Genomic DNA, 22,129 nt, shown 5'->3' with positions numbered 1-22,129 from the left:
CTCCAGCAGCGTCAGGCACCAGTCGTTGCAAAGGAAAATAGCGGTCAGGTCACACGGCGCGGGCGCAGCCACGCTGGGGGGCTTTTTTGTTGGTCGCAGCTCCCAGCCAGCAGCAAAAGAAGCCCCAGTTGCGGTGGCGGCTGGGGCTTCTGGTGGGGCAGTGTAAAGTGTCGTTGCTTTTTACTCGGTTAAAAGCTGCATCTCAGTGGCTACACACTCCACAGCTGCAACCCCAGCCACCCATACGTCCCCAATACCGTTGCTACCAGGCCCAGGGCGCCGTAGGTGAGCAGCAGGTACCAGGCCACCACGCGGCTGCGGAACAGGCGGAAGCGGCGCACCGTCAGAATCAGGCCCCAGAGCGTGAGTACGGTGAAGGCCAGCGGCGCCACGAAGAGCAGCACGCTTAGGATGCTCACGCGCCCGGCCGCTTCCACATTGCCCGCCAGACTGCCTAGGGCAAACCCAAGTGTAATTAGCGCCACCGTGGCCAGCAGCGGCAGCAGACGCGGCAGCAATTGGGGTCGGGGTAGTTGGTGGCGCAAGGCATAAATCAGCCAGGTCAGGCCCGCCACGCTGGAGGTAGTAGCCAGCAATATGCTGATCCAGAACAAGGTGGGCGGCAGCCACCACCATATTCCCGCTTTGAGCGCATAGCCCTGGGGCGAAACAAGTACTGGCTCGCCGTCGCGGTCGTGAGTGAGGGCCACGCTCGGCAGCAGCTGGCCGCTGAGACGGAAGGTGAGCGGGCCGGTAGCCAGGAGGGTATCGGGGTCGCCAATGAGGGGCTTGAGGGTGAGCAGCTGCCCACGTCGCTCCAGCGAAATGCCCCCCAGCAGGTGAGTACTGAAACCCATTAGCGCATTGCGGGGCGCCCCGCCCCGGTAGTGGCCCAGGTAGGGAGCAATGGCTGCCGTATCGAGGGCCAGGGTAGGCGGTGGGGGCGGAGTAGGCTGGTCGCGCAGCAGAAACTCCCGCACCAGGGTGCTGATGGTGGTGAGCGGCTGGCCGCCGTTGTTGGAAAGAGCATAGCCCAAGCCTAGCTCCCGGTTGTAGGCAAACATGGAGATGAATCCCTCGATGCCCCCATTATGCCCCCGAAACGTGGCCTTGCCTTTCCGATTGATGAGCATGTTGGCCAGGCCGTAGCCGGTTTGCAGGCCCGCGCGAGCTTCGAGGGGACTGTGCACGGTTTCCATGTCACGCAGACTAGCGGGCTGGAGCAAAGCCGTGTCGCCGGGGGTGCGGAAGTCGCGGAGGAAGAACTGCACCCAGCGGGCCATGTCGGTGGCCGAGGCGCTCAGGGAGCCTGCCGGACCCGCATAAATCGGCAGTAAAGACACGGGCTGGTACTGGCCGTCGGCGTAAGCATAGCCGCGGGCCAGCTTTGGGTCCGCCTCCTGGCGCAGGGCCGCGGTGGCATCGGGCATACCCAATGGGCGCAACACGTTTTTGGCTAAATAATGCTCATACGGCTCCCCGCTCAGCTTTTCGAGCAGATACCCCGCCACCTGATAGCCGGGGTTGGAGTAGGACATTCGCTCGCCGGGCCGCCAGCGGCAGCGCAGCTCTTTGCGAAAAATCTGCACTACGGCCGCGCCCCTGGGGTCGGTGGCGGTAGTGTTGTAGACGTGGTTGAGGCCCATGTCGTCGAAGCCGGCAGTGTGCTCCAGCACGTGTACCACGCGCACTGGGTCAGTGGCTTCCCAGGGGTTGTCGATGGGCACCTCGGGGGCAATTTTGCGTACCTCGTCGTTGAGGCTCAGCTTGCCCTGCTCCACCAGTTGCAGCAGCCCCACCGCCACAAAAGACTTGGTGACAGACCCCACCCGAAACAGCGTATGCGGCGTCACAGGCTGCTTTTTCTCCACATCGGCTAGGCCCAGCCCGCCCGCAAAGAGCACCGAGTCGCGGGTAACCAGGGTGAGCAGCAGCCCCGGAATATGCTCCCGCCGCATAATGCGCTCAATGGAATCGGTAAGCTGGGGGATGGTGGTGATTGGCCGGGCGGTGCGCTGGGCGTGGGCGGTGAAATAAGGCCCCAGCAGCACGAGGAACAGAAGTAGTCTTTTCACAATAATCTTAGGGAGGAATAGAAAGGTTGAGGTGCTGAAAGATAGAAGTTTTACTATTTATATAAGAAAGATAGATGTGGCTATAGAATTTTGGGAGTCAGAGCGCCTGGCTGGGGGTTTTTTTAGATAATGCGCCTCAAATTGACAGGCTAAACAACCGCTATAGTGCTATTGAGTACTAACCAATAGAGATGCTTCGACAAGCTCAGCATGACCGCCATTAAAGCAGTAAAGCACGCGAAATGCTTCGTCGCCGCTTTCTGCGCGGAATGCTCTGCACGACAGACTACTTGAATGATGCTGTAAAGCATGACAGATTTACTTCGAATACAATAGATTTTTTATTATTTGATAATCAGTAGCTTGTGGGCATTAACAGTTCTTTTCATTTTTGTATGGCTTTCAGCATCTACCACAACCTGCGAACGGACAACCAATACAAAGCGGCAACCGGGCTAACTCAAGTTCAGTTCGACCAGCTTTACGAGCTATTCGCGCCTTTTTATGAACCCAAAATCCCGCAACCCTACCTAAAATCAAACCCGGTTTTAACCGATACACGCGAAGCCTTATTTTTTATTCTGCACTACTATAAAGCCTATCCCACGCTGCATAATATGGCCATCTACTTCGGCTTTTCTGAATTTGCGGTGAGCCAGTATTTAGAGCGACTAAAACCGTGTTTAAAAGCAGCTTTGCAAGCACAAGGCCTGACACAACGCGTTTTATTTACCAAGCAGACGCAATTTGACGACCTCTTCGCGGGTATCGACGATTTAGTCATTGACGTAACCGAAGTTCCGATTGAACGGGCTGCTAATCAGCAGCTTCAGGAGGAATTTTATAGTGGTAAAAAAAGGCACACCCTGAAATGGTTGCTCATCTGCTCGCTCAGCGGCCGGCTGTTGTGGATCAGCAAAGCCTATAGTGGCCGAACGCATGACTTCACTATTTTCAAAGAAATTTTCGCACATATAACCTTAAAAAACTATCGGATTCATGTGGATGCAGGCTTTGTGGGTATTAAAAAATTTATTAACTGCAAGTATGTTTTTATTCCTTTTAAGGCGCGAAAAAATCATCCACTCACGCCACTCGAACGCCTTATTAATCAGGTGTTGGCTCCACTTCGCGTCGTGGTGGAGAATGTCATTGCACGACTCAAATCGTTTTTCGTGCTTCGTACAACCAACCGGATGAGAAAAAAGGAAAAGCTAACCGATGCCTTCGCTTTGTGCGCCGAAGTAGCACATTTCAAGAATATCTGCTCAATCTGCTGATTATCAAATAATAAAAACTCTAATGAAGGCCCTTTATGGCCGCAAAAGCCGCAGTGTAGTATCCAGGCGGCCGGTGCGCAGCAGCTCCTGGGCCTGCTGGCGAAGGGCTTCCTGCTGCTCCCGTTGTTCGGCTTTCTTGAACAGGCGCACCTTATAAGGGCGGCGGGCGGCGGGGCGGCGCAGGTTGATATAGGTAGGGCGGCCCCGGGCGCTACGAATCAGGCGGCCCTGATTGATGCGCTCCACCCGCTTCTTGTTGTTGCCAAAAAGAACCTGTAACGGATTGAGGCTCACATATAAGTTCGCCCGCCCATCCAGATGGTAATAGCCGCTTACTTCCAGGTTGCTCAGGTTACTGTTGAGGCGCAGGCTGGGAATCAGGATGCGCCCATTATGCAGCAACAGCTGAGTGCTGACGGGCTCAAAAAATAGATGACTGGTGCGCTCCGTTTTCATAAACTTCAACGCCTCCGTAAACACATCCACATTGAGCAGCTCCAGATTGCGGATATCCGTTTTGAGGTAGCCCAGGGTGGTAGCGAATACGGGCAGAAAAGTCGAGTCGAGGTCGGTGTGGATGTCGGCGGCGCAGCGCAGGGTGCCGCGCACGTTGTGGCCGTCGAGCAGATTGATGTTCATGTCCGTGAGCGTGGTAAACAGCTCCGGCAGGGCAATATCCTGAAGTTGGGTCTGAACGTGCAGAGGATGGTGGTTTTGGCCAGCATTAGTGAGCATGCTTCCGCGCAGCTTAATTTGCCCCCCGAGGGCATTCAGGGAGCATTCCTCCAATACTGCTTCGCCCTCCCGCAGCCGCGACACCAGCCGAAATTGCGTGCCGCGCACCGCCGTATACTGCACCTTGTCGGCCTGCACCCGCACCACGGCGCTCAATATCCCATTGGAAAGCAGTGACTTATCACGCGGACTGCCATCGATTGTTGCACCCGGCCGCTTCCGGCGAGGGCCATTTGGGGAGGACTGGGGGGCTTTTTCTTCCTTCATGTCAAGGCCGGCCAGCATCTGCAAAAGCTGCTGCACATCGAGGGTCGCGTAGCGCAGATCGAGGGTCGCGTTGGCAGCCAGCACGCGGGTGCCTTCCACGCGCACCGTGGCCGTGGCTTTGCCTATTCCGCCCCGCGTGGTGGCGAAGTCGAGGTAAGGCATTTGCAAAGAGCTACCCGTCTTTTCCAGGCGCAAGCGCAGGTCCCGGATGTTTTCGCCGGCCGACAGCTGCATGGCCCCGATCGTGCAGGTAACGTGGCCGTTGGCAGCAAGCAGCAGCTCCCGCAGGGCCGGGCTGGCTGGCTGCTTGGCCGAACGCTGGGGCGGGCGTGCGGCGTGCCGAATTAAATGCTGATAGTTGAGCTGATTGTAATTTACGGCCAGCTCGAAGCGAATGGGAGCTACCTGCTGATTAGTGTCGGAGGGCCAGGACGCCCGGCCGCGCACGTCGGCCCCCCATACTTGCCCGCGCAAATTATCGAGTTGCACGCGGCGGCCATCGTGGTGCACAAGTACGGCCAGGCGACTGATGGTATCGGCGGGCAGCAAAAGCCGGTCGCAGCGCAAGCCCACATTCAGGCGCAATCCCAGCGGAAACATGCTCATGTCCAATTTTCCGGACGGAGCCGGTACGGATGGCGCGGCCCGCGCGGAACTGGTAGCAACAGGCCGCAACAGCTCGCGTATGCGGTCCAGGCGTACCTCATCGACGGCAAAATTGCCGGTAATATTGGTGGTCGGGTGTCGCTTGGTCAGATACTCCAGCAGATGAGTAGTGGTGGCCGTGGCTTGAAACCGCATGCCATCCAGCACCCCCGTCGCATTGGTAAGATGCCAGCGGCTGTCCTGCAAACCCACCCGCACGTTTACGCCCGAGAAATTTGCCCCCCGGTCGAGCAGCACGAAGGAAGCATCGCGTAAGGTCACATTGCCCCGCACCGACAAGCTATCCAGGTAAGGCTGCGTGTTGCGATGCGATGATGGCGGCAGCGGTCCTTGCAGCTGCAAATCGAGTTCGGCCGCGCCGCGCCGCGCCCGCAACAGCTCCGGGGCTACCACGGCCGCCAGCTCGGGCAGCTCGGTGCGCCCAAGTAGCTGCCCGGTCAGAAAAGGACGGGTAAAGTCGCGGATGGTGAGGGATACATCGAGCCAGCCCGGCGCGGTATGTATGCGACACTGGGGCAGCGTGAGAGTAGTCGTCTTGAGGTTGTGCTCCGGTCCATTGTCGTAGGTGCCGGTCAGGTCCCAGTTTTTTATGTGACGGGTGGTATCGGGCCAGGTAAGCTGCGCATCGCGCAGGGCAAAGCGCAGCACATTGCGCGGCCGGACGGTAGGCCCGCTCAGCCCCCGAATAGTATAGCGAATGTAGGCCTTGCTAGGACTGGTGGCACCTTCCACAATAGGGCGCAAACTCTGTGGCAGCGCGAGGCGCAGCACATCAGGTAGGGGTTGGGTGCCCACAAACCGAAAGTTGAGCTCAGTGCCCGGCTGACCAGGGTTGACGGTATGTGTACCGTTAATCTGCATCGTATCCCCATTAAGCGTAGCGCGGGTGCGATAGATATAGCCCTGGCGCTCCCGGAATTTGTACCGGTAGTTTACCCAGGCCTGCATGGGCTCACGCTGAAATAATGGCTCCGTGGTAGAGCCCAGCCTACCGAGCTCACCGTCGAGAGTACCATTTATCCGCAGCACGCCCTGTTGCATGTAGGCTTTCAGCCGGGCCTGGCGCACATGCGCCGCAAATAAGCCCCCCGTGAAGTCGTTGCGCGTCACCATGCGGAAGTTGTTGATGATCAACGCGTCCAGCTTCAGGTTCATCCTCGGCGCCGAGCCCGGCCCTGGCTTGCGCTTACCTTTGCGTCCCACGCTCCAGCTACGGCCCAGCGAATCGACCCGCTCCCGCAACACAGCGTCATTGATAACCAGCCGCGTAACGTGCACCTGACCTCGCAGCAGCTCCCGCACCGACAGTCGCATATCCGTCCGGGCGATGCGTAATACCGTCATGGGCTGCTGATAGGCAGTATCAGTGAGCCGCAACCCCAGCAGCGAGGCCGTAACGTGCGGAAAGTCGCGCCAGGGCGAAATGCTCACTTCAAAGGGTGCCAGTACCAGCGCTGAGTTTTGCCGATGCTGCTCGCGTACCCACTGCGCCACGCGCCGCTGCCCGGCTCCGGTGCCCACCAGCACGGCTACCAGCCCCAGCGCAAGCAGTACCAGCAAAAACACCGCAAACAGTACGCGCCGAAGCCAGCTCCATTTCATAAATACGACCGCTCCAGTTGCGGCTACACGCCTAATTACGAGTAATTATGGGTTGCTGACTAGTTGAGCTTAGGTTGGGGAAAGTAATATAGATAAGTCCTGCTTAAGATTAGTAGATAAAGAGCACAGTGATTTATATGAGCGTCATGCAGAGGCAAAGCCGAAGCATCTCGCGGGTCATGATATTGTCATGCTGAGGAATCGAAGCATCTCTACTGGGTACTAATCAATACCACTGCAACGAAGCGGTAGAGATGCTTCCTGTCGTCAGCATGACCGCCTCTTTACCCCGTAACGACCGCGAGCAAGATGCTTCGGTTCCGCCGTTGCCTGACCGCCGCTTAACCAGGTAACTCAAGTTGAGGACCACTAGGTTTCTAGCTCTAACCTAGTAGTCCTCAACTTGAACAGGCATCAAATAGGGTCTCAACAGCTCCAAAAGGAGCTATTCCCGCGTCAATGCCTCCCGAATCCCGCTTAGCCCGCCGGCAATATTCTCCATCTGGGTGAGCACCTGGCTTAATTGCCCCCCGCTGCTGGTGCGCAGGTTGCGGCGGAAGGTGTCCTTGATGGCTTCCCAGCGCTCGGCTTCGGTGGGGGTGAGCCAGCCCAGTAGCTCGCGGAGCTTGAGCAGGTTGGCTTCGGTGCCGCTGGTCAGGGTTTGGGCTTCGTTTTCGTAGTGGGTGAGCAGGAGGGTGCGGGTTTCTTCGTCATTCATCACGGGGCGCACTTTTTCGGCCAGCTTGCTCATGTTGCGGTAGGAGCCTTGCAGCTTGAAAGGTGGCTCGGTTCGGTACTCGTTGGCCTGAGCAGCGGAGCGAATGTACTCCTCGTTCACGCGGGCCACCACATCGCGGATGCGCAGCAGCTTTTGCAGCACGGCCACGTACTCGTTCACTTCCTCCGGCGAGTGGTTGCCGGTGAGGTTGAGACCGGTGCCGTCGCCCGTCTGAGCCAGGCGGATGAGCGGGTGTACATCGGCCAAATTGCCCCCCAGCCGACTGAGCACGGCATTGCTGGTGAGGGAATTCTCTAGATAACTCAGGTGAAAGACGTCGGCCGTGTCGCCGATGATGTCGCCGAGGTTGTAGATGTCGGCACGGTTGGCGAGCATGTCGGGGATGCGGAACTGCTCGCCGCTTTCGGTGTAAGGGTTGCCGGCCATCACCACGCACACTTTGCGGCCCCGGAAATCATACGTTTTCGCCCGGCCCTGATACACGCCTTCAATCTTGCGCTGAGCGTCGCAGAGGGAAATAAATTTCTGCAAAAACTCGGGGTTGCAGTGCTGAATATCATCCAGATAAATCATCACGTTGTCGCCCATCTCAAAGGCCAGATTCAGCTTCAGCAGCTCCTCCCGCGCGGCAGAATTCGGCGCCTGGGCCGGGTCTACGCTCGTCACGGCATGACCGATGGCCGGCCCGTTGATCTTCATAAAAATCAGCCCCAACCGATTGGCTACGTATTCCATCAACGTAGTTTTGCCGTAGCCCGGCGGCGATACCAGCAGCAGCAGGCCCATCAGGTCGGTGCGCTTGCCCTCGCCCGCCGTCCCGATTTGCTTGGCCAGGTTAGCGCCGATCAGGGGCAGATACACTTCATCAATCAGCTTGTTGCGCACAAAAGACGAAAGCACGCGGGGCCGGAACTCCGACAAACGCAAGTCAGCGGTAAAACGGGCCAGCAGCTCCTTTTTCAACTCTCCAAAAGCTTCAAACTGCGGCACTACCGCCTGGGCATAGTGGTGCAAGCGCCGCCGAAATTCCGGGAAATTTAAGTTGTAATTCCGATCCTGAATGCGCGGGTGCGTGCCCTGCAATCCAGGCAGCGTTTCGCGCAAGGGCGTACGAATTACTTGCTGCGGCGCGTAGCCCTCGGTAGCCAGCAGCACCGCGCATTCGCTGGAGTACTCCCGCAAGGCCTCAGCAGCCGGCGTCTGGCGCAAAAACGCCTGTAGCCACTGCCGAATCAGCTCCACCTGAGCGGCCGGCTGCTCGGCCAGACCAGCCACCGACGTTTCGTAGGCTTCCTTAGCCCGCCGCTCCTGCAAAGACTGCTGAAACACTTGGTACAGCTCAGCCGCTTCGTCAGCAATGATAAAGGAGGGTTTGGGTTGTTGGTTTTGAGTTGTTGGAAAAGCGATTAGCGCACTGTTAATCGACCTGGTCAATTCGTGGAACAGGTATTCGCCGGCTTCGGCCAGACTGGGGGGCAAAAACAGGCCGGTAGCGGCAGCAAACTCGCTTATCGCCCGCTGTAGCTCTGCCATCAGCCCGGCAAATTCGCGCGAGTCGGGGAATACCTGCAGGAGCACCGCGATGCTCTGGAGCTGGCGCTGCCAGGTAGCTTTGCGGTCCTGGGGGGCAAATTTCTGCCAATACAGCGCGGCAGCAGCACGCACGTCGGTAGGGTAGCGCAGCAGACTGGCGGTGCGGGTGAGGCGCACCAAGGCTTCGAGCAGCAGGGCCGCGTCGTGGTCGTGCACGCCCTTGAGGTAGCCTTCGGCGTAGCGCGGGGCCATAAATTGCTGCACGTGGGTAGTTAGCTCGGCGGTAGTCAGGTGAGCCAGCTCGGCCAGCGACAAGGCCGCCGGAGCGCCATCGCGGGCCGCGGTGGGGTGGGCCGCGGCTTGGAGCAGGAGCCAGGCCAAATACTCGCCCCGGTACACTCCCTGGTTTTCCGACACTACGGTTTGGTCCCACACGGGCCGGGCCGCGAGGAAAGCCGGCTCAGTTATTTTCTGGAAAAAATTAGTGCCCGTGAGGTGGTAGTGCAGGTCGCCGTCGCGCAGCACCATCGTCAGCTCCAAGGGCTGGGTATTCACGGTGAAAGCATACGGGCCAAACTTCAGCGCCTGACCACCATCCACGAACAGCTCGGCGCGGTCTTTCAACTGGCGTAGGGCATCTTCCTTCCCCGTTTTAAGGCGGCTCTGCAAGTCGTCGGCCTTTACCGGGTCGCCCAGAGCCAGTAGGTCCTGCACGGTTTGCCGTACTTTCTCCACCATCAAATCGGCCGCGAAATACCCGTTGATTTCAGCCACCGTGGTCAGGCGCCCCAGCCGGTTTTGCACGGCTTTCAGAATGCGCTCCGCCGATTGCACCAGGGAAGAAGCGCGCTGGTTGCGGGCCTCCATCAGGCTCACCTTGCGCGACTCAAACGCCTCGTACACTTCCTCGCGTCGCGTGGCTAGCTGGGCCAGAAACTCATCAAATTCCGGAAATTTGCCCCCCAGCTCTTCCAGCTGCACCTGCAATTTGGTGCTGTATTCTTCGCACTTAGCCGGCGTATCGCTCAAGTCCAGGTAGTTGACCAGCGCTTGCTCCAGCAGCTTCATTTGGGCCGTAAATTCCGCCTGCGCCTCCATGCCGGCCAGCGCCTGCCGCCGCCGCTTCAGCGCCGCCCGAATCTGGTTGAAGCCCGCATAAATCGTGGAGATATTATCAATGATGCGCGTGGTCTGGGTGGGGTCCTCGATGGTGAGGTTACTGACCACTTCGATCAGCAACTCCAGCTCCGCCGATACAGCATTCGCTTCCTTTTCGCGCTCGTTGGCTTCTGTTACTTTCTGCACCTGCTCAATGCCATCGGCACTGGCCTGCACGCGCATGGCATACGGTTGCAGGGCGTCGGGCTGGAGCAGAAATTCAACGGTTTGACCGGCAACTTGCTTGGTCGTTTGCTCTAGATCGGCAGCGTATTTTTCAATAGCTGGCGCATCGGCATACCGTAAGTCTTTTAGTGAAATAACCTCGCCCCGCACCGTGCGCAATTCGGCCAGCAAGCGCACATATTCGTTCACATCCTGCGCCGACGTACGCTTGATGCGCCCCATCAGCTCATCGGCTTTTCCGAACACGCGCTGGGTCTCGGTGCTCGTGCTCTTGCGGATGCTTACGACTTTCTCGTACTCCTCTACCGCCGCGTGGGCCGCCTGCTGAATTGCTTTCAACGGCTCTGCCAACGCCTGGGCCGCCGGTTCGCGCAGCCAATGATAGGTGTCGGTAAGGGTAGTAGTGAGGCGAATTAAATCGAGGTACAAGCCGGCGTAGCTGTCGTCTTTGCTGAGCAGCGTTAGGATTTCATGAGCTTCAGCCATGGCCCGTACAATCTCTTTATTCCCCAGTTTGTAGAGGTAAGAATCGGAAGTAATGGGCAGCTGAAAATCGGGCGCTACGTACGGCGTCTGCCAGATCTGAACGACGTGGTGTTTCTTGACCTCTTCATCGGCGCGGAAGTAGCACAGCTCGCCGTTGGCAAACAAAGCGTAGCCGTGGCAGCTGATAGGATTATCAACGCGCTGGGCAATCAGATTGTACGACAAGAGCAGGTAAGCGCCGTTTTCTTTGTTGTAAAAAACGTACAGAAAATCTTCCCCATTAGGCGAGGCAATACGCTTTTCAAACAGCATGTCGCGCAGGCCATTCTCGAACAATTTTCCGGCGCCGGTTTGCAGATAAAATCCGTGCGGAAAAATCAGCCCTTGTCCGTCGGGCAACAGCACGCAGGCCTCGGCCAGCGCATCGAGCCGCTGGGCTGTTTTCAGCTTTTCGTTAAACAGAAAATGCCGATAATCCGGCTCCTGATACGGCCGGATTTTAAGCAGAATAATATGCCCGACTGCGGCATAATATATCTCCGAATCGTCGAGCGTCTGGTCTTTATCCGCCACGGGTTCGGAGTAAATTCCCTGGCCGGTTTCGGTGTTATTTTCAACTTTGATTGTAAGGTCGCCGTGGATGGTTTCCACAAAAACCTTGTCCTCTATGCTAATATGCGGGTATTTGCCGGCCCGCTGCATATCGCGAGTGGCCCGCTTCCAGGTAAACTCGTGCTGGGGCGGAAAGGTGTATTCATGGTCGCTGCGGTTGTCCAGGTAGGTCAGCGTATCGCCCTGTAGCAGCCACTTAAACGTCTTGATGTCGTTGGCGCTTTTGCCCACCCGAAACACCATGAACAAGTGCGCCCCCAGCACCGCAAATTTCACGAACTGCGTGTTCTTATAATACCGGTACAAGTTGCGGAATTCCTCCAGAAACTGAGGTGCCGAAATCAGCTCCAAACTGAGCGGCCGAAACTCATGATCCGTGTAGTCATACACGCCAAAAACGTCGGTTATTTCCGTCTCCGTTTTCAGCCCGATCAGCACGTTGTAGCCAAACAAAAATTTGCCCCCCACGGGCACCATGTCCCAGGGCACGCAATTGTTTTCGGTAGTAATGCGGCCGGTGCCAATCAGCTTGGTGTCGATAGCACCAAATACGGCTTTGCGCTCGGCGTTTAGCTTTTCTAACCGCAGGCGCAAATCGCCGCCGCTGGTGCTGAGGCGGTTGCGCAGAATTTCATAAGTGCCGGTTTCGAGTTGTTCCATTGTATTACTTCACTCTCTAGATTTCGCTCTTCAGCGAAATCTAGATGCTGCTTTTAGAAAGAGCTGATGTATAACTAGGTTAGAGCTAGAGAGCTAGTTCCCCTCCTCAGATGAGGAGGGGCTAGGAGTGGTTGACGGTCGTTGCACGTCATCTGCCATTATAAATTCTGCTTTAATTGCTGCTAATACTCCATCAAGCTGTTGCAAAATCCACTTGTTCTCGAACCGTAACACCCGTAAGCCTAGCTCTTTCAAATAACCCGCGCGTTCCATGTCATACGCCTCCCCACTTACCGTAAAATGACCAGCGCCGTCTAGTTCAATAATCAGCTTTTCGCTGGAGCAGTAAAAGTCCACGATGTAAGGACCGATGCTGTGCTGACGTCGGAATTTGCGGCCAGCCAACTGGCTGCGCTGAAGAGCCCTCCAGAGGAGAGCTTCGGCGGGAGTGAGGTTGGTGCGTAGTGTTTGGCGGGTGGGTTTTAAATGGGCCAGGTTATGAACGTGATTTATGTCAGGCATAAATAGTGTAGGTTAATAACCACAGGATAAACAACGATTGTCAACCACCCCCAACCCCTCCTCATCTGAGGAGGGGAGCTAGTTTTTAGAACTAGTTCCCCCTCTCTTTGGGAAAGGGAGCTGGGGGTGAGGTCAATCGTTGACCGGCCTGAAGTGCCCTACTTCAAATCAATCGTATGCACCTGCCTATCCGCAATGCCCAGCGCCTTGGCTGTACCGGCTAGCTGCGTAAGCATATCCCGCGTTGGCTGATTGTCGGCCTTATTCATCAATTGCAGCAGCAGCGCCGATACACTCAGGTTTTTCACATCTTCCGAATTCAGCCCAAACTGGGAAATAAACCGGTGCAGATTCGCCTTGAAATCGCCGTTGCCATCGACGTGGAAAAATGCATCTTTTACGGTGCCCAGCACTTCGCTGTTATGCACGGTGCGGTCGATGGATTTACCTTTGGTGATGGAGCCGATGATCTGGTCAAAGAACATGGTTTCGCCGCCCACAATATCGATTTTGGCTGACTTGAGGGCTTCCGAAATGACGCCGGCCTGAGCGCTGGCAATGTCTTTCTGAATGCTGATTTGAGCCAGCTCAATCGACTTGTCTTTTTCGAGGCGGAGCTTGAATTCTTCGTGGTCTTTGCCCACGCCGTCGAGCTTTTTCATGGCGTCGGCCTTGGCCTCAATGCCTTTGGCTTCCACGGCGTACTTTGCTTCGTCCACGCTGGCTTCGGCCAGACCTTTTTTCTGCTCAGCGTCGGCGCGGGCCTCGATGATGCTGACTTCGGCCAGACCTTTTTCGCGCTCCACTTTCGCGGCTACGAAACCTAGTTTTTCGTCGGCGTCGGCTTGAGCAACTGACTTCACCTGGATGGCAGCGGCCTCGGCCGTGGCTTGCAGTTGTAGCACGTTGGCCTCGCTCTCGCCTTCCTTTTGGCGGGCAGTGGCTTTGGCTTGCATTACCTGCGCTTCGGCCAGGCCTACGGCGGTGGCTTTGCTGGCTTCAGCCTCGGCTAGTATGCGGATGGCTTGGGCGCGGTGGTCGGCCGACGACTTCTCGGCTTCGGCGTCAATGAGTAGTTGCTTGGCGCGGAACTCGGCGGCGTTTTTATCGGCTTCGGCGCCGCGGGTAAGGAGCACACCGGCTTCCTGCGCATCCTGCTCGGCCTTGGTTATGGCCACTTTCATCTGGCGCTGCGCCTCAGCGAAGGCGCGAGTGTCCTTGATGCGCTCTTCCTCTTCTACGGTTGCTTTCTCTACCGTAATCCGCTCACGAATAATACCTTGAATATTTTTTCGCTCTTCTTCCAGCGCTTTTTCCTTCTCAATCTGAGCCAGGGCTACGATGCGCTCCCGCTCGTTTACTTCCAGGGCGCGGGCCTGCTCCACGCGCTCCGTTTCGATGGCGTCGGTGCGCTGCTTGTTGCGCTCGGCCACCAATATTTGCCGGTCGCGATTCTGCTCCGAAATCTTGATTTCTTCGTCGGCAATGATGCGGGCTTTCTCGCCTTTCAGGCGCTCTTCGTGGCGCACTTTCTCGGTTTCGGCAAACTCCCGGGCCTTGATGTTGGCAATTTCGCGGCGCTGCTTTTCTTCGTTTTCGGCCAGCTGCTTTTCTAGTTGCAGAATGGTTTCCTGCGCTTCTACATCCTGCTTCTTGATCGTTTTTTGCATGTCGCGCTCAATCAGGTTGGCTTGAATTTTTTGCTCCGAAGTCAGGGCAATAATTTTCTTGATGCCTTCCGCGTCCAGAATATTATCCTGATTGAGGGAAGAGAGCGGCGTTTGCTCCAGGTAGTCAATGGCGCAGTCGTCGAGCACGTAGCCGTTTAGGTCGGTGCCGATGATGCGTAGAATCTCTTGTTTAAACTGCTCGCGGGAGTTATACAGCTCAATAAAATCGAACTGCTTGCCCACGGTTTTCAAAGCTTCCGAAAACTTCGCGTCGAATAGATTTTCCAGCGCCGCTGGGTCGGAGCCGCGGCGGGTGCCGATACTCTGAGCTACCTGCACCACGTCTTCCTGCGTCTTGTTGACACGCACGAAAAAGTTGACTTTTACATCGGCCCGCAGATTGTCTTTGCAGACCAATCCTTCGGCGCCGGCGCGAGAAATTATGATGGTTTTGAGGGTGATATCCATCACCTCCAGCTTGTGGAGAATGGGGACGACAAAGATGCCTGAAAACGACACCATAGTATCGCCTAAGCCGGTGCGTACGAGGGCCTCACCCTGCACGGCTTTCTGGTACATTTTGGCGATAACAGCCAAGAGTCCCAGCAACATAAAGCCGAGAATAAGAAGCACGGCCCAAGAAAGGGAAGCAGCCATGAAAGTAGGGAATAGAAGTAGGAAATAAGAGAAAATTTGGTTTGTCAAAAGAGGAAAAGGTGGCTGACTTTGTGCCTAAAGTAAGGACAGCTTGACTACGCTGTCAGGCGACCTGAATAGCAGGATTTAGTTGGCACAAAACGGCGATAAATTCCTGCGTATCGCGGGGTGAAATCATCAGCTCATCGTACTCGTTGTAGCTGATGGCAAGGCGGTCTAGGGAGGGCGCGGGCGAGCTAAGAGGATTGTGCGTCTCGACGATACGAGTAATGCGTTGCGTAGGAATATTCCAGCGCAGAAAGCTGCACCGTACCATTACTTGCTCAGGCGTAACTGTATAGGTAGTGCTGACTAAAATGTGCAGGACGAAAACCAGTGCCAAGAGCGAAAAAATGCCCCCCAGAAGCGTCGTGCGCCACTGCAGAATCGCGCTGGCGCTTGTCAGTACTATTATAGGTGCGAAAATCCACCAGCTTATCTTGGCTTTAAATACGCGTTTCATCGTCGTAAAAAATGAGGTAATGTCGTTGCTTGCTACGCCTCGTAAGGCTCGATCAAATACACCCGGCGCTGGGCATCAAAGTCGATTACCAGGGCCGTGTCGCCTTTGCGCAGCTCGCCACTTGAAGCTGCTTTCACGTTGAGCATAAGCGGCGCCCCATCAATCCGAACGGCGGCCTGACCGAGCTTTTCGGCCGTAGCCGGCAGCAGTACTGTGCAGACTTTGCCGATAACTACTGCTCCTGCGCTGTGGTCTTTTTCCAGCACAGTGAACAGCTTAACAAAAGGCAAAGTCAGAACTTTGGCCAGGAAAAGACTAGCAATAAACAGGGGCAGCAGGAATATCAGGCCTAGTAAAAAAGATGTATTGCCCGTGTAGTAATTAACGAGGATACTACCGGCCCACAGCGGCAGCGCCACAAAGCTCAGAAACACCATGAGCGGAATGCGGCCCAGATTGAAAAAAGCCAGCGCTCCGTTGAGCCAATCCGCGCTCAGGCCATCGGCGTCAGCTTCTACCTCAATATCCAGGTCTAACGAGCTGACATCCAGTAGCCCGACAATGACCGTGAGCCAATACAGCAACACAAACACCAACAAGGCCGTGGGGGGCAAATTGGGTGGTGAAACAGCGGCTTGTAGAAGTTCGAACATAGGCGTAATCTGGGCAGCTTAAAGGTAGATAAATGGAAGTGACCTGAGTGAGCCAAGAGAATTTAAAATTGTGCTGATCGAAGTTGACGAATTTCCTCCTCCAACTCTTCCGTACGAACCTTCAAGCGCCTTGCGTATCGGCCGTAAGCCATGAAGCCAAGCACAAACCCAAAGGTCATCAGCACATGCGCGGTAGAGATGTCAAGCACATGAAAGATGCGCAGGCCGGCACTCGTAATCACTATTATGAGTGCCAGGTAATTGAGCGTTTTTTCCAGCGTATTCATGCGTGGGACCAAAAAGGATGAGTGATACATAGCAGGCCTAGCTAGCTTCGTCCGTCAGGCCTAGTTTGGCCTTCAGGGCTTGCAATTCTTCGGCCGCTTTGCCGACATTGGCGGTGCCCAGAGCTTTGTTAATTTCCTGGTCGATGCTCTTGCTTTCGTTGGCGATTTCACCATAGGATTCAGCCAGGGCTTCTTCCACGGCAATCTTTTCCTTCATGCGCTCCAGCAAGGTTACCGTGCCAGAGGAGTCGAGCTGGGCGAGCTGCTTGTTGATGTTTTTGGTGGCGGCGCTCACCGTGGCGCGGGCTTTCAGCGTTTTCAGCTCATTTTCCCACTGGCTGATGGTTTGCTTGAGTGTCTGCACGTTCTGGTCCATCTGTGCCGCCGACTTCTCGAACTGCGCCTGGTTCTGGGCCGATAAGGCAGCCTGAGCTTCGTTTTCGGATTTTTTGACCAGGGCTTCGCTGGCCAGGCGGTCGGCCTCACTGGGGGGCAAATCGCCTTTGTGAGCGCGCTGGAGCAGGAGCACGGCCTTGTTTTCGTAGTCCAAGCCTTTGGCGCGGAAGCTTTCGCCCTCGTTGCGCGCCCGGATAACCATAGCTTTTACCTCGGCCAGGCCGTGCAGACTTTTGTCGAGGTCCTGGCGCAGGTCGCGCAGGCCTTGCTCGGTCAGGTTGATGGGGTCTTCGAGCTGATTGACAGCGGCGTGGGCTTCGGACTGGCCGATTTTGAAGAGGCGGTTTAGAATATTCATCGTGGGTAGAGTTAGGCGGTGACAGGTTTAGAAAACTGAATCAATTCGTCGGCAAACTCGCTTAGCAGCAGCCCCAGCGAGTTGACCACAGCTTCCAGCTCGGCCAAGTCCAGGGTTTCGATTTGGAGAGTGTCGCGGAAGATGAGGCGGTGACCGGTTTCGTCGAGGGCAAAGGCGCCGTGAATAATGTCACGGTTTTTCTGGAGTAGGCGCTGGTACACTTCCAGGGAGGGCGCGGGCAGCTCCAGCAGGTATTGCTCCAATAAGAGGAGTGGGTCGCCGCAACCCAGCACTAGGTTTTTGATGCCCAGCTCCGGTTTGTCCACCACAAAAATGCCGTCCTGCTTATCGGCGTGGCAGATGTCGAAGCCCAGCTCCAACAGGAAATCCTTGATCTTAAAAAAGTAGCGGTTGGTCATGGCTAAAAGGGAGGCTGGGGGGCAAAATCAGAAATGCAGAAGATAAGCAGGACGGCCGAGCTTAAGGCTGGCAACTAAGAAAATGTATGTTAGCTCAAAAAAATAGAACCCTTAGTAAGGCTGCTGCCGTTATTGTGCTAGATTTACGACACAAGTGTACTCAAAGTTTTAGATATGCTCAAGCTTTGAGCAATAAATATTTTTCCGCATGTCGCACGTTGGTAAGAACATTCGCAAGCTCAGAACCGTCAAAAAGCTTAGTCAGGCCGCTTTTGCGGAGCTATTTGGGCTAGCGCGTCCTAGCGTAGGAGCTTACGAAGAAGGTCGCTCAGAGCCGAAGATGGAGACGCTGATTCAGATTGCTCAGCATTTTGGCTTATCCGTTGACTTGCTACTTACGAAAGAGCTCACGATAAATGAGCTCTATAACTTTGATATCTTTAAGGATAAGCTGCAGTCGGCCCCGCCGCCCGAAACGCTGGCCGAAGCCGACCGCAAGCAGAACGTAACGCCGCTGGTGCATGCTAATCGGGCCCTGGAGTACATTGTGCACCACCACGATCCGGCGTTTATCGATGCTTTGCCGTGGCTGCAATTTCCGCATAACTTAAGTGGCCCTACGCGTGCCTTCGAAATAACCGGAGCCGATATGCAGATTCAGCAGCAGGGACTCCGCCATCAGGATATCGTGCTCTGCTGCCGCGTGGATAAGGCTCGGCCTCACCTGCAAGCGGGCCACGTATATATTTTCGTCACGCAAAGCAATGTCCTGGTGCGCCGCCTCACCGAGCGGACATCGGGGGGCAATTTGCTCAAACTACGAGCCGATAACCCTGATTACGGAAGTCAGGATTTTGAGCTAACCCAAGCTCTGGAAATTTGGGAAGTGAAAGGCGTATTCACAACGCACTTGCGGCCGCCGGCTCAGCTGGATGAGCGGGTGCTGGCGTTGGAGCAGAAAGTGGAAGAGTTACTAGGCCGGTAGGGGCGCGTCGCACGTGCCCCATCGTTATTCGGGTGTTAATTTAGATAACCCAAACTCCATACTATTCAATCAGAGCTAAAACTAGAAAACTAGTTCCCCTCCTCCGCTGAATTCCGCGCATCAAGCATTGCGCATGAAGCAATATGGGCTAGGGGTGGTTGCGGGCATTGCTGACGTTGTTTAGTTAGCTGTGTCATCCTCAATTCCGGCGTCCGCTTGCAAAGGATCTTCTACCCTAGCACGAGTCGTTATGGCGCTAGTCGTTCCCATCCTATAAGGTCCTTCCTCCGTCAGGATGACAATTAAATAAGCAAACACCTACATAAGTAAACAACGCTCCGGCCAACCACCCCTAGCCCATATTGCTTCATGCGCAATGCTTGATGCGCGGAATTCAGCGGAGGAGGGGAACTAGCCTTTGGTTTTCTAGTTCTATAAATCACGATTTGGGCCGGGTTATGAAGTCGTCATCGTTCATTGGTGGGCAAAAATATATTCCATATGACATTTGCTTACTTATTAATAAGTAAGTATGTTTGGGCAACATGTCAACCAAAACAGAAACGGTAGCGCCGGATACCCGCACGCGCATCCTGGACCTTGCCGAGCAGCTACTGCTGGCGCGGGGCTTTAATGCCTTTAGCTACCAGCATATTGCGAAAGAACTAGGGGTAAAGCCTGCTGCCGTGCATTATCACTATCCCAGCAAAGACGATTTGGGCGCGTCTATTATTCAACGCCAGCGGGGCCGACTGCGCAAGTGGCGGGCGCTGCCGAGTCTCATAGGTTTGCCCCCCGAGGCTCAGTTGAATGCTCTTTTTGAGGTGTATCTGGGGCATTTGAAGCGTGAGCAGCGGGTGTGTCTGTTTGGCTCGTTGGCGGCCGAGTTCCTCACCTTGCCCGACACCATGCAGCAGGAGCTACGCCTGTTCAACCAGGAGCTAACCGAGTGGCTTGCGCAAGTGCTAGCCGCGGGCCGGGAAGTGGGTACGGTAGCGTTTCGGGGTGAGCCGACAGCGAAAGCAGCCCAGGTGCTTACCACGCTGGCCGGCGCTCTGCAAGTTGCCCGTGTTCACGACGAACGACACTTTTACCTTGTTTTTGAACAGTTACGAAGCGAGCTGCTGCCTGATTAGGACAACAATGGGCTTCTCTGATTGACTACACCCAAACGTATTCAGCCATGATCAATACTTACTCGCCCGCCCTCACTGTGTACCCCATGGAATCTTCTGTAGAAGCCGCTCCGCGCCCTACCAAAGTGCAGTATCCTTCGGTACCACCCGGCCTGAAGCTGCTGCGGCTCAAGTTTCGGGTATTGTCGGCGGTGTCGGCAGAGTGGGCGTTTCGGGAGGCGTGGAAAGTGTTTACTACCCCGCGCCAGCTGCCGCTAAAGGCCTGGGAGGCTAAGGCGCTAGCTGGTGCTAAGCAGCAGTGGACGCAAGCTGAAAGTGGGCGAGTGGCTTACTACGAGTGGAACTCCGGCGGTGAGCGTACCGTGCTGCTAGTTCATGGCTGGGAGCACCGCTCCAGCTTCTGGGGCCACATGGCGGATGGGTTGGCCAAGGTGGGGTTTCGGGTGGTAGCGCTGGATGGGCCGGCACACGGCTTGTCGGAAGGAAATCGGGCTACGCTCGTGAGCTTTGCCGGAGCGGTACAGGCCGTAGCCGATGCCATTGGACCCGTGCACGCCACGGTAGCGCATTCGTTTGGGGCGGCGTGCACGGCGGGCGTGCCGGTACGGTTCAATCAAGCGGCTGGGGGGCAATTACCTCGTCTTATCTTAATGAGTGCGCCCAGCAGTACGCGCAAAGTAGCTCGGCGCTTCGCCGCCTTACTGCATTTGCCCCCCAGCGTAGTCGAGCGGATGGGGCGCTTTATTCAGGAGCAGTTTGGCCGCAGCGCCGAGAGCTTTAGCCTGCTTGAAGCCGGCCGCCACCTGCCCGTGCAGCGCGCTCTGCTTCTCCACGACCGCGAAGACCCCAACGTGCCCTTTGCCGAGGGCGAAGAAATAGCAAGTCACTGGCCGAGTCTGGAGTTTCGGCCCACTACTGGCCTCGGTCACAACCGCATCATGCGCGACCCCACTGTGATTCAGCAAGTGATAAAGTTTATTGGTTAAAAGGCGTTAAGCATTTGTACAAGGTGTGTGAACTGCCACGGCGAAAGTGATTTATTGCGCCTGGCTCACCTCCGTTAAGCTGAACAATACGTAGGGTGTTAGACTTGACTAGCCAGTAAGGCTACTCACTTCCATTTACTCTTTAACACCCAAGCGCATGGTAAAAGTAGGACTGTTGGTGCGGCTAGAAGCCAAGCCCGGAAAAGAACAAGCAGTGGCCGATTTTCTGCGCAGCGGCCTGCCCCTGGTGCAGGAAGAGCCCGAAACCATCAACTGGTACGGCATTCAGATGGGCCCTTCGACGTTCGGTATTTTCGACACCTTCCCCGATGATGCCGGCCGCAAAGCCCATCTAGGAGGCAAAGTAGCTGCGGCCCTCATGGCGAATGCGGGCGAACTGCTCTCCGCCGACCCTGTTATTGAGATGATTGATATCCTTGCTTCTAAATAGTAGCTCAGGGTGAGTCAGGCATAAAAAAGCCCCCCAGAAGTGTGAATAATACTTCTGGGGGCTTTTTTATGCCTGATTAAGATCGAAATATCAGACTGCTTCCTGGCCCTCGGCGGCTAAAGCGCGCAGCACCTCGCGCAAGCCTACAGGCTCCTGGATCAGGCGGGCCACGTGCTGCACGTACTCGGCCTCGGCGCGCAGGTGGCGCTTGAGTTGGCGCAGCTCGGCTTCCTGCTTTTTGCCGGTGCCGCTCAGCACTTTGGACGGCCCATATTTCAACTCGTTCAACTGCTGTTTCAGCTCAATTTGCTGCTGATGAAGGGCCTGCGTGTAGCGCGTAAGCACGTCATCATCGGCCTGATCAGTTGGGGCCGATTCAGACAGGAGCTGGAGTAGGGTGTAGAGGTCGTTGGCCTCGTAAGCTTCGGTGATGCACTGCATAAGCGCAGTTTTCTGCCGTTGGGCATCGGGGTTGCGCTCCAGGTCGGGGTGGTAGGTGCGGGCTAGCTGGCGGTACAGGGTTTTGGTGTTGGATAACAGGCGCTGCTCTTCCTCGCGGGCTGCTTTTTCGGCGGCTTCCTGCGCTTTTTGCGCCTTGGTTTTGCGCCGGGCTCGCGCCTGGGCGGCCGCTTGCTCGTGTGGGGGCAGAGTAGGGTCAAAGCCGGCCGCGGAATCAGGAGCTTCGTTGCGAGGCTGGGTGGCGCGTCTCTGGGGAGCGTATTTCAGCAACACGTCCGACGCGTCTTCCCCAAACCGCTCCTCCAAAGCCCGGGCATTACCAATGATTACTCGGGTAATCTGGTCCTCCTCAGCCCGACTGAAAAAGTGGAGCAGCAAGGCATTTTCCAACGGTGCAAACAGCGTCTGCCGCGCCTCCACCACCGCCCGCGCGGCCGGCCCTACCTGCTGCCAGTAGCGCCGCCGGGCTTCGGCCTGCTCAGCCTGTATGTCGCGTAGGCGCTGACGCAACCCTTCCACCTGTTGCACCGCCTCCCGAAAGGCTTGCTGGGCGGGATTGATAGCCGTATCCGTTGCCGGAATGGGTAGGGAATTTGCGGCTGGAAGGTCAGAGAGAGTGGGAGCATTCATAGGGCGACAAAGGTAGCGA

The 22,129-nt window shown here is 56.2% G+C and carries 16 protein-coding genes; 5 read left to right on the top strand and 11 right to left on the bottom strand.

What is annotated here, in order from left to right; genetic code table 11:
* Nucleotides 1–209: 209 nt before the first annotated feature.
* On the bottom strand, nucleotides 210–2,075 hold the full coding sequence (locus tag MKZ35_RS08155; RefSeq protein ID WP_482512734.1) for a serine hydrolase domain-containing protein: 1,866 nt from the start codon (nucleotides 2,073–2,075) through the stop codon (nucleotides 210–212).
* Nucleotides 2,076–2,470: 395 nt separating this feature from the next.
* Between MKZ35_RS08155 and MKZ35_RS08150 the strand changes: the two genes are divergently transcribed.
* The gene (locus MKZ35_RS08150; RefSeq protein WP_482511702.1) at nucleotides 2,471–3,355 is read left to right on the top strand and encodes a transposase; all 885 of its coding nucleotides are present in this window, start codon (nucleotides 2,471–2,473) and stop codon (nucleotides 3,353–3,355) included.
* A gap of 33 nt (nucleotides 3,356–3,388) precedes the next feature.
* On the opposite strand, the gene MKZ35_RS08145 is transcribed toward MKZ35_RS08150, so the two are convergent.
* The 9 genes from MKZ35_RS08145 to MKZ35_RS08105 form a co-directional block, all read right to left on the bottom strand.
* A complete protein-coding gene (locus MKZ35_RS08145) occupies nucleotides 3,389–6,625 on the bottom strand; it encodes an AsmA family protein (protein ID WP_482512733.1) in 3,237 nt (1,078 codons plus the stop codon).
* A gap of 445 nt (nucleotides 6,626–7,070) precedes the next feature.
* Nucleotides 7,071–11,999: a DNA repair ATPase gene (locus MKZ35_RS08140; RefSeq protein WP_482512732.1), complete on the bottom strand. Its 4,929-nt coding sequence runs from the start codon at nucleotides 11,997–11,999 to the stop codon at nucleotides 7,071–7,073.
* Nucleotides 12,000–12,092: 93 nt separating this feature from the next.
* Nucleotides 12,093–12,521: an endonuclease domain-containing protein gene (locus MKZ35_RS08135; protein WP_482512731.1), complete on the bottom strand. Its 429-nt coding sequence runs from the start codon at nucleotides 12,519–12,521 to the stop codon at nucleotides 12,093–12,095.
* Nucleotides 12,522–12,679: 158 nt separating this feature from the next.
* The gene (locus MKZ35_RS08130) at nucleotides 12,680–14,848 is read right to left on the bottom strand and encodes a flotillin family protein (protein WP_482512730.1); all 2,169 of its coding nucleotides are present in this window, start codon (nucleotides 14,846–14,848) and stop codon (nucleotides 12,680–12,682) included.
* Nucleotides 14,849–14,951: 103 nt separating this feature from the next.
* Nucleotides 14,952–15,350 (bottom strand): PH domain-containing protein, encoded by a 399-nt coding sequence (locus MKZ35_RS08125; protein ID WP_482512729.1) that lies wholly within the window; start codon nucleotides 15,348–15,350, stop codon nucleotides 14,952–14,954.
* 32 nt (nucleotides 15,351–15,382) lie between these two features.
* Complete coding sequence (locus MKZ35_RS08120) at nucleotides 15,383–16,003, bottom strand: hypothetical protein (protein WP_482512728.1); 621 nt, start codon at nucleotides 16,001–16,003, stop codon at nucleotides 15,383–15,385.
* 62 nt (nucleotides 16,004–16,065) lie between these two features.
* Nucleotides 16,066–16,320 carry a hypothetical protein gene (locus tag MKZ35_RS08115; protein WP_482512727.1) on the bottom strand — a complete coding sequence of 85 codons (255 nt, stop codon included), beginning with the start codon at nucleotides 16,318–16,320 and terminating at the stop codon, nucleotides 16,066–16,068.
* Nucleotides 16,321–16,327: 7 nt separating this feature from the next.
* The gene (locus tag MKZ35_RS08110; protein ID WP_482512726.1) at nucleotides 16,328–17,044 is read right to left on the bottom strand and encodes a PspA/IM30 family protein; all 717 of its coding nucleotides are present in this window, start codon (nucleotides 17,042–17,044) and stop codon (nucleotides 16,328–16,330) included.
* Nucleotides 17,045–17,055: 11 nt separating this feature from the next.
* On the bottom strand, nucleotides 17,056–17,463 hold the full coding sequence (locus MKZ35_RS08105) for a YbjN domain-containing protein (RefSeq protein WP_482512725.1): 408 nt from the start codon (nucleotides 17,461–17,463) through the stop codon (nucleotides 17,056–17,058).
* 208 nt (nucleotides 17,464–17,671) lie between these two features.
* Between MKZ35_RS08105 and MKZ35_RS08100 the strand changes: the two genes are divergently transcribed.
* The 4 genes from MKZ35_RS08100 (at nucleotide 17,672) to MKZ35_RS08085 (ending at nucleotide 21,021) form a co-directional block, all read left to right on the top strand.
* Nucleotides 17,672–18,448 carry an XRE family transcriptional regulator gene (locus MKZ35_RS08100; RefSeq protein WP_482512724.1) on the top strand — a complete coding sequence of 259 codons (777 nt, stop codon included), beginning with the start codon at nucleotides 17,672–17,674 and terminating at the stop codon, nucleotides 18,446–18,448.
* 545 nt (nucleotides 18,449–18,993) lie between these two features.
* Entirely contained in the window at nucleotides 18,994–19,584 is a 591-nt protein-coding gene (locus MKZ35_RS08095; protein WP_482512723.1) for a TetR/AcrR family transcriptional regulator, read from the top strand.
* A gap of 47 nt (nucleotides 19,585–19,631) precedes the next feature.
* The gene (locus MKZ35_RS08090) at nucleotides 19,632–20,570 is read left to right on the top strand and encodes an alpha/beta fold hydrolase (protein ID WP_482512722.1); all 939 of its coding nucleotides are present in this window, start codon (nucleotides 19,632–19,634) and stop codon (nucleotides 20,568–20,570) included.
* Nucleotides 20,571–20,727: 157 nt separating this feature from the next.
* On the top strand, nucleotides 20,728–21,021 hold the full coding sequence (locus MKZ35_RS08085; protein WP_482512721.1) for a putative quinol monooxygenase: 294 nt from the start codon (nucleotides 20,728–20,730) through the stop codon (nucleotides 21,019–21,021).
* Between the two features lie 90 nt (nucleotides 21,022–21,111).
* Here the strand turns inward: MKZ35_RS08085 and MKZ35_RS08080 are convergent, their stop codons facing one another.
* Entirely contained in the window at nucleotides 21,112–22,110 is a 999-nt protein-coding gene (locus tag MKZ35_RS08080) for a J domain-containing protein (RefSeq protein WP_482512720.1), read from the bottom strand.
* Nucleotides 22,111–22,129: the final 19 nt, after the last annotated feature.

Source organism: Hymenobacter sp. R533113 (assembly GCF_056835965.1).
Note: the sequence above shows the minus strand (reverse complement) of the source record. Positions and strands in the feature narration are given on the sequence as shown.

Coding starts and splice junctions, on each gene's coding strand:
- MKZ35_RS08150 (WP_482511702.1), top strand. CDS start 2,471: ATGGCTTTCAGCATCTACCACAACCTGCGAACGGACAACCAATACAAA.
- MKZ35_RS08145 (WP_482512733.1), bottom strand. CDS start 6,625: ATGAAATGGAGCTGGCTTCGGCGCGTACTGTTTGCGGTGTTTTTGCTG.
- MKZ35_RS08140 (WP_482512732.1), bottom strand. CDS start 11,999: ATGGAACAACTCGAAACCGGCACTTATGAAATTCTGCGCAACCGCCTC.
- MKZ35_RS08135 (WP_482512731.1), bottom strand. CDS start 12,521: ATGCCTGACATAAATCACGTTCATAACCTGGCCCATTTAAAACCCACC.
- MKZ35_RS08130 (WP_482512730.1), bottom strand. CDS start 14,848: ATGGCTGCTTCCCTTTCTTGGGCCGTGCTTCTTATTCTCGGCTTTATG.
- MKZ35_RS08125 (WP_482512729.1), bottom strand. CDS start 15,350: ATGAAACGCGTATTTAAAGCCAAGATAAGCTGGTGGATTTTCGCACCT.
- MKZ35_RS08120 (WP_482512728.1), bottom strand. CDS start 16,003: ATGTTCGAACTTCTACAAGCCGCTGTTTCACCACCCAATTTGCCCCCC.
- MKZ35_RS08115 (WP_482512727.1), bottom strand. CDS start 16,320: ATGTATCACTCATCCTTTTTGGTCCCACGCATGAATACGCTGGAAAAA.
- MKZ35_RS08110 (WP_482512726.1), bottom strand. CDS start 17,044: ATGAATATTCTAAACCGCCTCTTCAAAATCGGCCAGTCCGAAGCCCAC.
- MKZ35_RS08105 (WP_482512725.1), bottom strand. CDS start 17,463: ATGACCAACCGCTACTTTTTTAAGATCAAGGATTTCCTGTTGGAGCTG.
- MKZ35_RS08100 (WP_482512724.1), top strand. CDS start 17,672: ATGTCGCACGTTGGTAAGAACATTCGCAAGCTCAGAACCGTCAAAAAG.
- MKZ35_RS08095 (WP_482512723.1), top strand. CDS start 18,994: ATGTCAACCAAAACAGAAACGGTAGCGCCGGATACCCGCACGCGCATC.
- MKZ35_RS08090 (WP_482512722.1), top strand. CDS start 19,632: ATGATCAATACTTACTCGCCCGCCCTCACTGTGTACCCCATGGAATCT.
- MKZ35_RS08085 (WP_482512721.1), top strand. CDS start 20,728: ATGGTAAAAGTAGGACTGTTGGTGCGGCTAGAAGCCAAGCCCGGAAAA.
- MKZ35_RS08080 (WP_482512720.1), bottom strand. CDS start 22,110: ATGAATGCTCCCACTCTCTCTGACCTTCCAGCCGCAAATTCCCTACCC.